General features: G+C 38.8%; 10 protein-coding genes, 1 rRNA gene, 1 pseudogene and 1 riboswitch. Of the genes and pseudogenes, 9 read left to right on the top strand and 3 right to left on the bottom strand.

Annotated elements, in window-relative coordinates:
- Positions 1 to 67 precede the first annotated feature (67 nt).
- Together rrf and FNK51_RS16370 are read left to right on the top strand one after the other, a co-directional pair.
- Positions 68 to 183, top strand: a 5S ribosomal RNA gene (gene rrf, locus FNK51_RS16375).
- A gap of 279 nt (positions 184 to 462) precedes the next feature.
- A complete protein-coding gene (locus FNK51_RS16370; RefSeq protein WP_141994018.1) occupies positions 463 to 1,302 on the top strand; it encodes a tyrosine-type recombinase/integrase in 840 nt (279 codons plus the stop codon).
- A 260-nt stretch (positions 1,303 to 1,562) separates the two neighbouring features.
- Here the strand turns inward: FNK51_RS16370 and FNK51_RS16365 are convergent, their stop codons facing one another.
- Positions 1,563 to 4,691, bottom strand: coding sequence for an efflux RND transporter permease subunit (locus FNK51_RS16365; protein ID WP_141994017.1), 3,129 nt, complete (start codon positions 4,689 to 4,691; stop codon positions 1,563 to 1,565).
- A gap of 189 nt (positions 4,692 to 4,880) precedes the next feature.
- On the opposite strand from FNK51_RS16365, the gene FNK51_RS16360 reads away from it, so the two are divergent.
- The 4 genes from FNK51_RS16360 (at position 4,881) to FNK51_RS16345 (ending at position 9,734) form a co-directional block, all read left to right on the top strand.
- Entirely contained in the window at positions 4,881 to 5,759 is an 879-nt protein-coding gene (locus FNK51_RS16360) for a TetR/AcrR family transcriptional regulator (RefSeq protein WP_179891096.1), read from the top strand.
- Positions 5,760 to 6,017: 258 nt separating this feature from the next.
- Positions 6,018 to 6,680: a hypothetical protein gene (locus FNK51_RS16355; protein ID WP_141994016.1), complete on the top strand. Its 663-nt coding sequence runs from the start codon at positions 6,018 to 6,020 to the stop codon at positions 6,678 to 6,680.
- 14 nt (positions 6,681 to 6,694) lie between these two features.
- Complete coding sequence (locus tag FNK51_RS16350; RefSeq protein ID WP_141994015.1) at positions 6,695 to 7,957, top strand: efflux RND transporter periplasmic adaptor subunit; 1,263 nt, start codon at positions 6,695 to 6,697, stop codon at positions 7,955 to 7,957.
- A 198-nt stretch (positions 7,958 to 8,155) separates the two neighbouring features.
- Positions 8,156 to 8,302, top strand: a riboswitch (cyclic di-AMP (ydaO/yuaA leader).
- A 172-nt stretch (positions 8,303 to 8,474) separates the two neighbouring features.
- Positions 8,475 to 9,734, top strand: a complete 1,260-nt coding sequence (locus FNK51_RS16345; RefSeq protein ID WP_141994014.1) for a cation:dicarboxylate symporter family transporter — start codon at positions 8,475 to 8,477, stop codon at positions 9,732 to 9,734.
- Positions 9,735 to 10,127: 393 nt separating this feature from the next.
- On the opposite strand, the pseudogene FNK51_RS16340 reads toward FNK51_RS16345, so the two are convergent.
- Positions 10,128 to 10,364: pseudogene (locus FNK51_RS16340) on the bottom strand (class I SAM-dependent methyltransferase); the annotation flags it as partial.
- A 344-nt stretch (positions 10,365 to 10,708) separates the two neighbouring features.
- Between FNK51_RS16340 and FNK51_RS16335 the strand changes: the two are divergent.
- The 3 genes from FNK51_RS16335 to FNK51_RS16325 all read left to right on the top strand — a co-directional run bounded on the left by FNK51_RS16335 (position 10,709) and on the right by FNK51_RS16325 (position 14,493).
- Complete coding sequence (locus tag FNK51_RS16335; protein WP_141994013.1) at positions 10,709 to 11,491, top strand: hypothetical protein; 783 nt, start codon at positions 10,709 to 10,711, stop codon at positions 11,489 to 11,491.
- Positions 11,492 to 11,873: 382 nt separating this feature from the next.
- Positions 11,874 to 12,956, top strand: coding sequence for a D-alanine--D-alanine ligase (locus tag FNK51_RS16330; RefSeq protein WP_141994012.1), 1,083 nt, complete (start codon positions 11,874 to 11,876; stop codon positions 12,954 to 12,956).
- A gap of 157 nt (positions 12,957 to 13,113) precedes the next feature.
- Positions 13,114 to 14,493: a UDP-N-acetylmuramoyl-tripeptide--D-alanyl-D-alanine ligase gene (locus FNK51_RS16325; protein ID WP_141994011.1), complete on the top strand. Its 1,380-nt coding sequence runs from the start codon at positions 13,114 to 13,116 to the stop codon at positions 14,491 to 14,493.
- A gap of 52 nt (positions 14,494 to 14,545) precedes the next feature.
- Here the strand turns inward: FNK51_RS16325 and FNK51_RS16320 are convergent, their stop codons facing one another.
- The gene (locus FNK51_RS16320) at positions 14,546 to 15,697 is read right to left on the bottom strand and encodes a PP2C family protein-serine/threonine phosphatase (RefSeq protein ID WP_141994010.1); all 1,152 of its coding nucleotides are present in this window, start codon (positions 15,695 to 15,697) and stop codon (positions 14,546 to 14,548) included.
- Between the last annotated feature and the right edge of the window lie 1,052 nt (positions 15,698 to 16,749).

Here is a 16,749-nt window from a genome sequence, read left to right as displayed (position 1 = left end):
CAACGCTTTTTAAAAAATGAAATACCTTCTTATTATCTAGTTTTGAAGGAACAACGTTCCTTTCATGTTTGGTGGCGATAGCGAAGAGGTCACACCCGTTCCCATTCCGAACACGGCAGTTAAGCTCTTCAGCGCCGATGGTAGTTGGGGGTTTCCCCCTGTGAGAGTAGGACGCCGCCAAGCCATTTAAAAAGATCAGCCACTCTGGCTGGTCTTTTTTTGAGGTTGATATTCCTTCAGTATCTTTTTATTTAAACCGGTTAAAAAAGTAGTGACTCAAAAGGACCATAAAGAAAGTAATATTCCGTATAAATGGTAGGACATACTATAAATGCATCTGAATTTCTACAGCTATCTGTATTATCCATATCTGTTTCAGACAAAGGGACAGAATTCTTCGTTTCTGTAGGGATATATGTTAAACTTAACGTAGTTCTGAAACTGTCATTGGGGGAATAGCCGATGGATACCTCTGCTAAAGATGAAATGATTTTTTCGTTTGCTGAATGGTTGAGAGACCAAGGCAAATCAGCTAATACGATCAAAACGTATACTGGTGTCCTTTCACAGTTTTGTGACCAGACACAAAAGATATTGATGGAGATTCATTCTGAAGATGTTCAGGGTTATCTTGATTATTTAGAAAATTGCAAGAAAAGCCCAGGGACAATCGAAAAACACTATATCGCCCTAAATGTCTTCTTTAAATTTTTAGGCAAACCGCAAGTAATGCTTTCTGTGGAACGTAAGGTTAAGGAGCACAAGCTTGAGGTACCTGAAACTTTAAGCGTCAATGAGCAGCAGATCCTGTTAAGGGATATAGAAGCAGAAGGAAATCTAAGGAACATTGCCATCGTCTACCTTTTGTTACATACTGGAATTCGTGTTTCTGAATTATGTGACTTAAATGGCCGTGACGTCATTATGGAAACAGAGCGAAATTATATACTTGTCAGGAACGCAAAAGGTGAAATCGATAGATCCGTTCCCCTTACACTATCGGCTATACAACATGTAAAAAATTATCTTCATTCTTTAAAAGAAAAAGCCGATCCGTTATTCATCTCAAGCTATAATCAAAGGATCACTCCGAGGTCAGTTCAATATATATTAAAAAAATACAATGTGCATCCACATAAACTGCGACATACCTTTTGCCAAAGGTTAGTGGATAATGGAATAGATATACAAACGATATCAAAGCTTGCCGGTCATAGAGATTTAAACGTAACGAAGCGTTATCTAAAAGAAGAATCGCTGGATCTGGCAAATGCGATAGATCAAACTTTCACCAAACACTAAGCTATAGAAATTAAAAGGGAAAGCAGGTTCTTTCCCTTTTTTTGTTTAAATAAAGTTTTAAAACAAACAAATTTCCTTGGAAATGACGAATAGGACGTTTTGTCTTATGAGACGGGGAATGTTAAAAGAAGAAGGAATATAGTTCGGTCAAAAGGGGCCGGAAGTATGAAGGGCTAATATGTTAAGAGCATATTGATCAATTGTTGAATCAAGAAAGAGTGGATTCCTAATATAAGGAATCCACTCTTTCTTTTTCTTTGTTACTTAACTGTTTTTTTCTTCTTTTTACCTATTTTCATTATAACTTCATATACTACCGGCACTATTACAAGTGTTAGCAATGTAGAACTCACAAGTCCGCCGATAACGGTAATTCCCAAACCTTGTGATATTAATCCACTGCCTTCCGCACCGATTGCCAGAGGTATTAAAGCGCCGATTGTGGCAAGGGCAGTCATCAGGATTGGACGCAGGCGGGTGGATCCTGCCTCGAGTAAAGCTTCCCTGGTAGATAGCCCGGATTCTTCATTCTTGATAACACGGTCCACTAATACGATGGCATTGGTTACAACGATACCAATAAGCATTAGGACACCCATCATTGCTGAAACGCTGATGGTCTCACCTGCAACGAATAGCCCTGCCAATGCCCCGATTACCGTAAATGGTAAGGAGAAGAGAATGGCTATAGGTGCTAAACCACCATGGAAAGTAACGACTAGGACAAAGTATACGATAGCAACGGCCGCTAACATAGCGATACCAAGTTGAGTGAATGATTCTTGGATATCTTCCGTCACTCCGCCATAGTCTATAGAGACGCTTGCGGGAAGGTCTAATTTATCAACTTCCTTTTGTACCTCAGCTGTTACTGCTGCCACATCATCCGTTTTGATTGTTGCAGACACGTCGGCATAGATTTTTCCATCGCGGCGGCTGATTGTATCGGAAGCTTTGCCTTCTTCGATTTTCACAAGCTCTTTCAATGGGATTTCCATCCCCATTGGAGAAGAAATTTTCGTATTCTCAAGATCTTTTTTGTCTTCAAAAGTCGTTTCTTCTGTCTCGACATATACTTTGACTTCTTCTCCATCTTTCTTAATCGTAGTTATAGCATCATCTTTATTCGTATTGGCAATGGACATACCAATTTGTGCAGCTGTCAGTCCAAGGTCGCTTAGCTTTTCCTGGTCTGCAACTAGCGTATATTGCTCATAAGCATCGGAAAGACTTGTATCAACATCTTTTAAATCTTTATTTTTCTTCATGATATTTTGAATATCATCAATTACCGGTTCAATGTCTTTTTGTGTATTTCCGTAAACAAATAGAGTGGTTTCGTTGCTTGATGTTGACGTGAATTCTTGTTGTTTCCAAGTTCCAGGTGAATCAAGTTCAGTTAAATCCTTTATGACGGTTTCTTTTTTGTCCCCGAAATTTTCGGTGTCTTTATCATAGAGTACATAGAAGAGAGCCGAGTTACTCGAGCCGCCCATCATGCCACCCATCATGCTTTCACCAAGTGTGTATTGAACGGTCTCCACATCGTCTTTATCCATGAAGTATTTTTCTACTTTTTCTGTTTGTTTTACAATATCCTCTTTTAACTCTCCAGGTGCGGGAGTGTAAGTGACGATGATCGTTTTTTCTTCATCTGCAGGCATGAAGCTGACACCGATGCTTGGGATTAGGAATAAGCTACCGACCAATAATACAATGGCTGTACCGAAAGTGATCAATTTATGGTTTAACGACCAATCCAATGCTCTTCGGTAGAATGAAGATAGTTTGCTTGGTTTTTCTTCATGTGATTTTAATTCTTTTTTAGATAGTCCCTTTTTAAATAAAGAGTCTGCCATTGCCGGAACAAGTGTGATGGCAATTATTAATGAAGCGACTAATGCAAACACCATTGTTAAGGCGAATGGCATGAATAGTTCCCCGACAGGTCCTGTAACGCTTGCTAAAGGCAGGTATACGGCTACAGTAACGATTGTCGATGAAAGGATAGGGATGAACATTTCCTTAGTGGCCGACCGTATTAATTCGCCGCCTTTTAATTGTTCGCCTTTTAAAGCCATTCTTCTATAAATATTTTCAATGACGACAATGGAGTCATCGACGACTCGGCCAATGGCAACGGTCATGGCCCCCAGTGTCATGACATTCAATGAAATATCCATTTGTTTAAGCACCAAAAGGGCTGCTAACAGGGATAATGGAATCGAAATGACGGAAATGAGAGTCGTTTTAAAGTTCCTAAGGAACAGCATGATAACAATGACGGCAAACAGACAGCCAAAGAGTGCCTTGCTGATCATGGTTTCAACAGAATCTTTAATCGGTTGGGCTTGATCAAGCGTAGTGTGTACACTTACGCCTTTAAATTCTTCTTTGAAGTTCGAAACTTCTTCTTTTACGTCGTCTACGATTGCAACTGTATCGGCATCAGGCGATCTTGTAACCTGAATCCCAATCGATTCGCTACCGTTTGTTCTTGAAATCGATTCAGCCTTACCGGTGATTTTAACATCGGCAATGTCTGATAATTTGACGTTTTGCAGTTGGGCAGGACCAGTTGCCATTTCAGGAGATAATTGATTGGTTTCCGGTCCGGTTTGTGCTGGCGTACCTGTTTGAGAGCCGCCGGTTAAAGGTATCTTAATATTTTTCAGGTCTTTTAATGTGGAGATGTTTCCATCCACAACGATCGTTTTTTCTTTATCATCAAAGTTATATATCCCAAGAGGCATGTTGACATTTGCGGCCTGGATAACCTTCTTTACGGTATCTTCATCGAGCCCGTATTGAGCCATTTTTTCCTCGTCGAATACTAGGCTGCCTTCATTTACTTGTTGTCCGGAAATTGATACGGATGTCACGCCGTCAATTCCTTCAAGTTTAGGCACTAACACCTCTTCAACGTTTTTTGTAAGAGCTGGTAAATCAGAACCCTTATCTGTTACACTGAGTGCGACGACAGGAAAAGCGTTTAATTCTAATTTTGATACGCTTGGGTCATCCACTCCCTCAGGAAGTTCTAATTTCTCTAAAGCTTCTTTCACTTGTTTTACAGCGTCGTCCATATCCGTATCATAATCATATTGTAATTGGACGGAAGAGGCATTAGCCATGGAAGATGAACTGACTAATTCGACTCCTGGCAAATTTGTTACTTTCTGCTCAATCTGGTCTGTGAGCTTATCTGCTACTTCTTCAGGTGCAGCTCCAGGATATACAGTGGAGATGCTTATTAAAGGAGTCGAGATGCTAGGAATGGTTTCTTGTTTCATGTTTAAACCGGAGTATAAACCAGCTGCAACGATGATGATCGTAAGCAACCAGATTGCCAATTTATTCTTTAATGAAAATTTAATTATTGAATTCAAGCTTGTACCCTCCATACATAAAATTGTGACTACTCGGTCACAAATTCAAATATATAGTATATGGATTATGATTGCAACAGATAATATTCAGTAGTGTTAACGTTGTGATTTCAAGGGTTTTGGGATACAATTTGGAAGAAGTGACCCATTGGTCATCAACGGACAATTTTAAGAGATAGGATGAATTTGATGAAAGAAAAAAATAAGATGATCATAGATAAGTCTGTAGAGCTTTTCGCGGAGAAAGGCTATCATGCCACTTCCGTTCAGGAAATAGCTGAAAAATGTGGAATAGCAAAGGGGTCTTTTTATAATCATTTTAAATCGAAGGAAGAATTACTGGTCTCCATTTTTAAATTTTATTATGAAGCGTTGACGGATTCATTGCTTGATCTTGAACTGGATGCTTCATTGTCCAGTAAAGACAAATTCATGAGGCAGATCACCGTTCACATTGAGCATATGACGGGAAATACCAACTTGATTCAAATGATGATGCAGGAACAAATGGTTCATATCAGCAAAGAACTAGATAGATTTTTACATTATATCCATGAAGAGGGCTTGATTTGGTTCAAGCGTAAAATCATTGAGTTATACCCGGGACTTTCTGCTGATCTTTTGCCGGATTGCACCATAATTTTGGATTCCCTTTTCAAAGGATATATCGGAATATTGATCAGGAAACAAAATGCTTTCGATGTGGAATTGTTACCTAGCTTCATATTGAACCGGATGGATTCAATCATCGCAAGCCTGCAGAACATGGAAGATCCATTATTGAAACAATTTCCCTTACCAGGATGCTCGATGCGGGATATGAGCCCAAAAGAGGAAATCCATTCGATCATCGTCAGGATGCTGGAAGTGGAAACACGTAAGGAAGAGGGAATGGAACCAAATAAGAATACGGAAGCTTTAAAGGCGATCCAGGAAGAGTTTTCAAAAGTTAGGCCAAGCCCCATCATCTTGGAAAGCCTTTTGTTATTTTTGGAAAAAAATGAAAAAAGAAGTCCGTTGAGTTCAAAGCTTATCTTAATGATGAAGGATTATTTGTTGAATATATGAAGGCATTACTGAAAGGGGCGTATAGCCTCTTTTTTCATTTGTTAATGAGTTTTAAAAGCGGGGGTTTAGGAAAAGTACTAGTGATGGGAAGAAGACATTCTTTCAATTGTCAGCATTAACACCAAATTAGTGTGGGGATTAAATTTGAAGGGAAGGGCTTATGTGTTTTTTTTGTATATTCATCCCTTATTTCTGCAATTGTTTCCAAAATAAGATAAAATATATGATGAAATATCATTTTTTGCAGGAGGACCACATATGGTGTACCAGGTCAGATTGTTAAAGGGCATTTTAGAGCCTTATCGGAGTAGTTATCAGCTGCAAAATGCAGAGGCAGTCACAAAGCTTGGATTGAAATTACTATTTTTATATTTTCTTAGTCTTATAGTATTCGCCATTGGGGGATATTTTGGCATTGGTTCAGAATCATTTTCCAAAGAAATCACGACGATGAGTGCCAATGAATTCGAAGCAGCAAAGTTGCTGATTTTGAGCGGCAATATAATAACAGGCATACTCGCCCCTTCCATATACATATTTTTAGCAGCTCTATTCTTTTGGATCGTTACTGATATCCCATATATAAAATTGGTCATCGTTCAAATGATTCTTTTTGGTTTGCAGTTAGTGGAAAAAATATTACTGATTCCTCTATTCGTTTTAATGGATATAGGCAGCGATGCCAATCCTTTTTCATTGGGGATCATCAGTCAGTATTTTCTCAGAAGTGATTATTTCATTCACTTTTTCAGCGAAATCACCATTTTTCAATTTCTTATTATTGCTCTGCAATATTTTTATTTAAAGGAATTTTCAGAACGAAATAATTATTTGGTCCTTTTAATGATTGTTCTATTCTATCTGGCCACATGGTTTGTTAAAGCCTTTTTAGCATACATCCAAGTAGGCGTATTTGTATAAGGCGGGTGAAAAGAATGAGCGGAAAATGGAAAATAGCAGCGGTCTCGATCGCGTCGATAGTGTTAATAACCGTTAACATATACCTTCTTGAAAAAAAAGAAAGCAAAGTGGAACGAACTGTTTTCGTTGAAAACTGGACAAAGGTAAAAAAAGATACAATTACGGATACTATTCAAACAAATGGGGTAATTAAACCTGTAGAAGAGTATGATATCTATTTCGATACCAAGAAAAATGATTTTAAGAAATTCCTTGTAAAAGAAGGCGATGCGATTACGGCTGGCTCCTCGTTGTTTGAGTATACGACGACCGAACTTGATGCGCTAAAAGCGGATTTAGAAGCGGAGAAAACGGCAGCTGAGGGAGAAATTGCAGGGATTGAAGAATATATAGGCAAGTTGAGGTCTTATCAAGGGACTCTGACCAGTGATTCTGGAAAAGCGGCCATTGATGAATCGGTGGAAAAAAACTTGAGTATTGATTTAACAACAAGCTCGACGGATCTTATTAAAAGTAACATTGAGCAAGAAATGTACAAGCAGGAACTGGAAAAAAACAGTTTGAATGAAAAAGTGAAAATGCTTGACGCTAAATTAAGTTCAATTGAGGAGCAGTCCAATGCGATCGTGACGACGAGCGAGGGTGATGGTGTAGTTAAAAATATTAATAAAAACCTGAATAATCCCATCATATCCATTGTTTCTACAAATATGGCAATTGAAGGGTATTTCACCGAAGAGGAAATGAAAAAGGCTGAAGTGGGCATGACTATAAAAGCAAGTTCCTCTGATTCAAAAAAGACATTGAAAGGAACGATAGGCCGCATCCATTCCTATCCAGCTGAAGAGCCGTCGTTAAAAAAAGATAACAGATTTCCATTTCAGGCTTTAATCGAACCGGAAGGCGAAGAAACGGAACCTTTGTTGGTGGGATCCAAAGTGGACCTTACAGTAATAACCAATGAGAAAGCCGGTGTACCCTCCGTTCCCATAGAGGCGGTACATTACCAAAAACAGCCTTATATTTATAAATTGACTAAAAAAGGATATGTGGATAAACATTACATTACAAAAGGGCTTAAAGCAGAAGGAAAGCAAGAAATCATAAAGGGACCGTCGGTAGGTGACGTCATCCTGTTGAAGCCGGATGTGGCAGTGAAGAACCATTCTAATTTTATTACTCCGATTCAATTTGAAAAAGTGAAAGTTGCAACTTATAAAAAATTCACCTCTAGGGAAAAAGTAAGATATCTGTTACTTGGCATTTTGGAAAAATAACTGTTCCTTCAACAAGAGAGGTGATGTCAAATTATTTAGTAATTATATCAATATAACTTGTGTGATTAAAAAATGGGAAGAGTAATTATAGATAAAATAGCCATTAATACAGAATATTCAGACATATTTAAAGATTTTTTCTAGAACGGATGCGAATAAATATTTACAGATTATCATTTTTAGTATAATATTTTATTATAAGTTAACTCGCTTAATCTTATTCCAAGAACGGGGGACCCATTTTTGTGGATTTTATCCGCTAGGGGTGAATTCAGAAATGAAAGGGCTTTGTGTTTCCAATTCCTAACCCGACAGCTAACCTCGTCAGCGTCTTTAAGGGAACATGTGTGAATATTCACGCCAATAAGAAATCGACACATGAAGTGTCTTTTTTTTCGGCGTAAAGACAGAGTTTTTCAAAAAAAGAAAAATTACTTTCTTTTATTAGTATCTTGTTTCCCTTACCGAGACAAAAATGTTTTTGCATCAAAGACTTTATGGAAGGTGAGGAAAGTAAATGAAGAAATTCAAATTAAGTTTAGCTAGCCAAATTTTCATTGGTTTAATTTTAGGGATTATCGTTGGTGCCATTTTTTATGGTAGTGAGACGGCCCAAAACTTCTTACAGCCATTCGGAGACATTTTCCTACGAATGATTAAAATGATTGTAGTACCAATCATTGTGTCAAGTCTTATCGTTGCAGTTGCAGGTGTAGGCGATTTAAAATCAGTAGGTAAACTTGGAGCTAAATCAATATCATACTTTGTTGTAGTAACTATGATAGCGATTGCTGTTGGTTTAATTTCAGCGAATATCATCCAGCCTGGTGTTGGTGTAAATATGGACAAGCTAGAACAAACTGATATTTCTACCTATGTTGATACAGCAGAAACTAAGCAACATGAATCGTTCGTAGATACAATCGTTCACATTGTGCCATCCAATCCAGTTAAAGCCATGGTAGAAGGCGATATGCTAGCGATCATTTTCTTCTCCGTGTTGTTTGGACTTAGTATTGCGGCCATCGGTGAAAAGGGTAAACCAGTATTCCGTTTCTTCCAAGGTGTAGCTGAAGGAATGTTCTACCTAACTAACATGGTCATGAAATTCGCTCCTATCGGTGTATTTGCACTAATCGGTGTGACGATCTCCAAGTTCGGTTTGGAATCTTTAATTCCGCTAGGAAAGTTAGCGCTTTCTGTATACGGAACAATGATTTTCTTTGTAATAGTCATTCTTGGTCTTATTGCGAAATTTGTCGGATTCAATATCTTTACTTTGATTAAACTTCTTAAAGAAGAATTGATTCTTGCTTTCTCTACTGCAAGTTCAGAAGCGGTTCTTCCAAAAATCATGGAAAAAATGGAGAAAGCGGGATGTCCGAAACATATTGCTACATTTGTTATTCCGACTGGATACTCCTTTAACCTTGATGGTTCTACATTATACCAAGCATTAGCAGCTATCTTCATCGCTCAAATGTACGGAATCGATTTAAGCGCGTATGAACAAATTACGCTAATGCTAGTGTTAATGATCACGTCCAAAGGGATTGCCGGTGTACCGGGTGTATCTTTCGTAGTTCTTTTAGCGACATTGGGAACTGTCGGTATTCCTATTGAAGGTCTAGCATTTATTGCCGGTATCGACCGTATTCTTGATATGGGACGTACAGTAGTAAACGTTATCGGTAATTCACTTGCAGCAATCGTCATCTCTAAATGGGAAGGTCAATTCAACCCTCCTTCCAAAAAAGAATTAGAGCAAGTTTCTTAATATAAAAAATCCAGAGTGAAATGTCACTCTGGATTTTTTTTTTTGAATTAAAAATGCGCTTTCTCTTCCGATTGACGATCCAGAAGCTGCAATCGGAAGAGAAAGCGTTGACATCATCGTTTTCATGGAATAATTCACTATGGTAGAAGCTCTCGGTGGCTGTAAACCCTGTATCCTTCATTCGAGTCGAGTAGGGATATGGAGGTAAGTGTTTCTTGAAGCGTCTTTCCGGATATCAAAATATACCCAAGCTCAAAGCCTTGCATTTTGTTTACCTCCACACCGAATCATTTCCTCTTGTTCCCAGAAGTTTAGATGATTTTCGTTTTTATCAAGGTCATGTGTTGTGAAAATTGAAGGGTCCTTCAGGTTTTAAAATACGGTTGATTTCTTTTAAAGCCAATGTGCGTTTTTTTGCTGGGGAATTTGCATCAAACCATTAAAAGCGAAGATTGCTTTTTCGAATGATGAGTCGTTGAAAAGGGAGGTTCGTTGCATCGCCAAGGATAAAGGGTATGTCCCCGTTATATTCATGGCTATTTTTTCGGCTTCACTAAGCATGTCAGGAGATAGATTGATTCCCGTTATATTATGGAATCCTTTTTTATATAGTGCGAAGGTAGTTCTTCCTGTACCGCATCCATATCAAGGATCGCATTATCCTGATATAAACATTTTTCGAATGCATATTTTTCTGATTGCCATAGACCTAATCTTTTAGTTGCATCAGGGGAAGCGTTCCTGTGAAAAGAATAATGATAAAAGCTTTTTTAACTTTATCCATGATCAATTCCTCAAATTCGATATTTTTTACTGTAATAGGGATATTCATTTGGGTTAATATGGATTTTGTGTTTCGCATTATTTACACGATGCTGATGATGATTAATATTGGGGGCTATATAACTTACGTGAAAACCCAAAAGTTTGATAAAATAACATTATTGATTGAAAGCTCGGAGGGGGGTCAGGTTATGAAGAATGATAGCAATGATATCTTATATATGTATATGCAGACTTCCGAACGGTTTGTCCTTTTTAATGGACTCAATTTTCGTGAATTCGTCTATTCGCTGCCATATACCTTGGATTCCATCTTATTATTGAAACATCAATTCGATGGTGGGGAATACAATTTGAATGTCCTGCTTGAGAGCGCTTCATCTGAGGATATTGCGAAGCTCGTTAAAGAAAATGTTCGGGCATATGGAGATTTCTGTTGGGTCGATTTTGAAGAGGCGGAAGGACTGGATGAATTGGATGGAAGGGAATTAGCGGAACTTTTATATTTAGGACACGCTAAAACCCATCTGAGTCCCCCGTTTTTCCGTAAATTGAATAATCAATTTGTGTACCTTGCCCAGGATGATGGCTGGTTTAATAAAATTTATTTTCGTTCTCTTTCGACATATTATATGATGTTAGGAAGCCTGATTCCGCTAAAGCTGGAGCCATTAAAAGTAGAGAGGACGTGGCTTGGAATCAGAAAGAAAAAAGAGCTGACAGCGATTCCAGCAGAAATCATTTCTTCCTTGGCTCATATTCTGGCAGAGGGGCTCGCTTTTTCCTTTCGGGATGTAAAGTATACAAGAACGAAAATTGAGATACCTGCATGGATCGTAGGGGATTATTTAAATATGGATGAGATGCATGATGACTTTTCGGATAGAGATATTAATGAACCCGATGCCTTTATTATCTTCAATCGAAAAGAAAAGGTATGGGAAAGCGTTATTAAAAATACATCATCCTCCTGATGATCCTAACTTCCGAGGTTCGTGGATTGGATTATTTGACATCCTCGAATTTTTTAGGGTAAGACTTACCATCTCATGCATAAAAGATAAGAGAGGGCGGCCCCACAGGACGTGGCGGTTTTATCCTGTGTTCCGCTTATGGTAATCATTGGTAAAGCTCGAATGATGGAAGTTTCGCTTTACCCCGCATTAACAGGCTGTAGGTCAGGCGGATAGATGATGTAACAAAAAAGAAATGTGGAGGTCTAACAGCCTGTAAATGCCCGATTGGCTCAACTAACCATCATTGGTAAAGCTCGAATGATGGAAGTTTCGCTTTATCCGTTTTAGTGTAAAGTGATACAATGAACATGGTTAAAAGAATATTGGAGGGTAATAACTCATGAAAACTAAACTTGGTTTGCTTTATGGTGGAAAATCTGCGGAGCATGAGGTTTCTATGCAGACGGCTTTAGCGGTCATTAAAGCTCTCGATTTAGCAAAGTTTGATATATATCCGATTTACATAACAAAAGAAGGTTCATGGATTAATGGACCAAAGTTAACAGGACCTGCTGAGAATGTGGAGGCTTTGACATTTTCACCGGATAAATCGAGCTCGCCTCTTGCCTTGCAGGCACATTCAACTGATGAAAATAGTGAATCAACAGGGTATGACGTAATTTTCCCATTGCTTCACGGACCAAATGGAGAAGATGGGACCGTACAAGGGATGCTGGAACTATTGAACCTTCCTTATGTAGGAAATGGCGTTTTAGCTTCATCAGCAGGAATGGATAAGGTCATCATGAAAAACATTTTTGCCCAGGCGGGACTTCCGCAAGTGAAATACACTTGGTTCATTCGTTCCGAATGGGAGAAGAATACTGAAAGTGCCATTAAAAAGGTAGCGGATGAATTGGGGTACCCTTGTTTTGTCAAACCTGCCAATTTAGGCTCGAGTGTCGGTATCAGCAAATGTAATGATGCTGATGAACTGGAAAAAGCGGTAGCGGAAGCTTTTCAATTCGATCGGAAGATCATCATTGAAGAAGGGGTCGTTGCTCGTGAACTAGAGTTTGGTATTCTCGGTAATGATGAACCGTCATGTTCAGTGGCAGGCGAAATCATTCCTAAGCAGGATTTTGCCTTCTATAATTATTCAGCAAAATATGTAGACGGTAATTCAGCGATGGTCATTCCAGCGGAGATATCGGAAAGCGAGTATGCAACTTTATCCGAAATGGCCATTACTGCCTTTAAGTCATTGGATTGCTCTGGATTGGTTCGCGCTGATTTCTTCTTAACTCATGAGGGGCAAATCTATATTAATGAAGTGAATACAATGCCTGGGTTTACTCCTTTCAGCATGTTTCCGTTATTGTGGAAGCACACAGGTGTCGACTATCCAGCGCTAATTGAAAAACTCGTGAAACTTGCCTTGGAACGTCATCAGGAAAAACAACAAATCAAATATACAGTTTGATCATGCAAGTAATGTAGCAGTAACTTCACAATCCATCAAACGTTGATTTGATGGATTCCAATCAGCAGGAACCGGTGCAATTTAAACTGGTTTCTGCTTCGTTTGGTTATTGGAAGTAGAGAGCGATTAATGGTTCGATGAATGTAGGAGGAACAAAATGATAAAGAGAACGTTAAAACAAGTACATGAAATGGCAGAGGGATTAAATGATATCAGTCCATTCCAGTCCAAAGGAATTAATGGGGTTACCATCGATTCAAGAACGGTTAAGGAAGGATGTTTGTTCATTCCGCTTAAGGGTGGGCAGGTTGACGGCCATCAGTATGTCAAGCAAGCTTTAGCGCAAGGAGCTGCTGCTTCTTTTTGGCAAAGGGATGTTCCGAATCCTCCTAATGATTTACCGATAATCATTGTCGAAAATACCGAGAAAGCGCTTCAGCAATTGGCGCGTTCTTACCGTCAGCAGTTGAATATAAAAGTCATTGGGATAACAGGAAGCAACGGTAAGACGACAACGAAAGATATGACGGCTGCGTTGCTGGCCACTACCTATAAAGTCCATAAGACCATTGGAAACTTCAATAATCATTTAGGGTTACCACTAACGGTGCTTTCTATGGAAGAGGATACTGAAGCGGCTGTTTTGGAAATGGGAATGAGCAGCCGCGGTGAAATTGAGTTCTTATCAAAAATGGCAAAGCCTGATGTAGCGATCATTACCAATATCGGTGAATCACACTTATTGGATTTAGGATCACGCGAGGAAATCGCGAATGCAAAGTTGGAGATTGTCGAAGGTTTGGCGAAAGATGGGACGCTGATATATCATGGTGAGGAACCATTGCTTCGCAATCGCATAAAGGATTTCCCTGATTTAAACGTAATATCTTTTGGACGTACGGAACAAAATGATTTATATCCACAGACCATAAGCCAAGGGGCAGACAGTACCGCGTTTACAATCGCAAGTGGTGAAAAGGAGATCAATTATGAGATACCCGTATTAGGCAATCATAATGTTCTTAATGCATTGGCTGCCATCTTGGTTGCAAAAGAATTCAATGTGGATGATTCATCGATCCGTAAAGGTCTGTCAACCATTCAGTTAACTAATATGAGGATGGAATTGGTCGAAGGCGCAAAAGGGCAGAAAATCATCAATGATGCGTATAATGCCAGTCCAACTTCAGTTAAGGCAGCAGTGGAGTTGGTTGAGGGATTATCTGGATTCGAGAAAAAGATCCTTGTATTGGGAGACATGTTGGAGTTAGGGCCACAGGAAAAAGACTTTCATTTGAAAATTGGTGAATTGATTTCCAATGAGCGGATTGATAAAATCTTCACGTTTGGTCCTTTAGCCGAGTTTATTGCCAAGGGAGCGAGCAAGTCTTTTTCATCGGAGCAGGTTCGTCCTTTTCAAGATAAGCAGGAGCTTATAGAGGAACTTAAGTCTTCTACACAGGGAAATGACATCATTCTCGTTAAAGCATCCAGGGGCATGAAGCTGGAGGAAGTCGTTCAAGCCCTGCAAAAATAAAAAGCGTAGAAAGTTGGCCGTTTCTTTTTGAAACGGCCTTTTTTCATCGTACCTAAAAAAGTGTCCCTGCAATAATGCAGATGTCATCGTTAATCACTGAATGCCTCATCCTTGAGACCAAAAGTTCCTGAAGAAGGTCATTTGTATCGAGATGGACATTTTCAATGAATTCCCTCTCGATATTGTCAGACCGGTCAAAGGCGGAAGAAATGGGCGTTTTAGAGAGTCCATCTGTATAGATGATGAAACGGCTTCCCGGTTCATAATGAAAGACTATTTTTTTAATGGGCAATTCGGGAATCAGTCCGCTTGGGGTGGCCCCTTCGTTTAAATTGAGAATTTGGTTGGTGCATGGGGAATACAAAAAGGCTGAAGGAAGTCCGTAGTTCACATATTCGATGAGTCGATCCTTTGTATTCACATATGCTATGAAAGCTGTAATGCGAGCATGGTTTTTGTTTTCCCGATTAATTCCTTGAAATAGGCCCCGCATATGTTTGTCCAGTTCCTCTGTTATGAAAATGGGGTCTTTTACACGTTTGATTAGGTCGGGCATCATAGTCCGTATGGACATGTTTATAAGTGCTGTATGGATGCCCTTTCCGAATACATCGATCATTATGAAGCCGTATATCCTGTCATCAACCTCCGTCCAGTAAAATAAATCCCCTGACAGTTCACTCGAAGGCTGGGAAAGACCTTTGACCTCTATATCTTCATTATTGATCGACAAAGGTAAATTTGAAAGTTGAATGCCCTTTGCAATTCGCAGGCTCCTTGCTGATTTTTGGTGTATCTTTTCAAGCTCTTGCCCCTTCATTTTTGCCGAAAACAGTTGCATGCTGATGTTTTTGAGTGATTTTAATTTAATCCTGACTTCTACTGAATCGGCAGGGACCGCCATGGTTTCATAAAAGGTCTTTTCTGGTAAAGCCGAGGGTGTCTCCATTCCTAAAGCGCGTTTGTAAATGAATAAGATAGGGATTTCGTGAGATTCAGCTAAGGCAAACAAAGAAGTTTGCTGCCAAGAATCTTTTGATATGTGTAAAGGTAAAATAAATAATGATTTCATTAAGTCCGTTGAATCCTTGAATAGATGACTTTGATTGAGTGGATCCTCCAAAAAGGTGACATTCTTGTTCATTTTCTTTAAGATTCGACCAAAATCCTTACATAAAGGAACATCTATTGTGAATATATTCATATAACCCCCCGTTGTTTTGTTGATAGGTCAATCATACTGCATTTAGACTTATTTACTATATTTTTTGAGTGAAAAGTTGGAATTTTCGAAAATCAAATGATTCCATATACCTGGAAATTCAAAATGGATTCTTAATAAGCCCTTTCTTTTTCCAACGGGGGTAACCGTGGATGGTGGCCATTCATTCGAACTAATCCTTCCTGAAAAAGTTTTGTTGAAACTATTTGATTTAAACACATATCATGTATAGATGTTCGTTTTGCAAAGCATTTAAATGGATACTGTAAGTGGTTGGAATCGTCTCATCCTAAAATAGGACTAGGTTACTGAAATCCTCATAACTGGATTTCTGAAACCGACTGGAACGTTCTTTAAAGGGAAAAACCATAGGCGAACTCGCTTTCTTCCGAATTTGTCTGCAGTCTTAAATCCACTTACGCATGAATGGATTTAGTAACTAAGGTAATCCTAGTGATGAATAAATCAGGCTGCACAATTATCAGGTGGGACTATCCAATTTCTCATTTTTGAAACGATCTAAAGTTTTTAGTAACTCTGAATGGGGCGATATCCTTTATTGCATTAACAGTTTGAAAATGGTAATATGAGTATGAGTTTAAATGTCTTATCATTGATGATTATTTAAATTAATCAGGTTGAGGCAACAAAATTGTATGTTCTTACATGTTTCATGAGTTCATTCTTGAGATTATTTTAGATTAAATAGGCCGCGCGTCTGGTCATATATAAAAGCTGCATCTCTTGGCGGCTTTAGTAGCTATTAGGGAATCAAGCCGCATTTAAGCGCTTTTCCACTTCTGCAAATCCTCAACGCACCGGGCCTGTTTTGTATAAGAATCTTGGCTCTCGTCAAGTTTTGTTCATACAGCCTTTTTAAGTCTGATGAATAATAGGTGCAGCAGCCCTCACCTGAATAAAACGGTGAAACACCCGTTTATGCTACTTTTAATTTTCCATATTGAATTTAATTTTGGTTACATGTACTTTTAAAAAGATGAGCGTATGTAAATGATAAGTCTACACGTGCGCGA

The sequence above is a fragment of the Bacillus sp. B4EP4a genome, assembly GCF_006680105.1.
Taxonomy (GTDB): domain Bacteria; phylum Bacillota; class Bacilli; order Bacillales; family DSM-1321; genus Peribacillus; species Peribacillus simplex_E.
The sequence above is the reverse complement of the archived record's forward strand: the minus strand, read 5'-3'. Positions and strand labels throughout refer to the sequence as shown.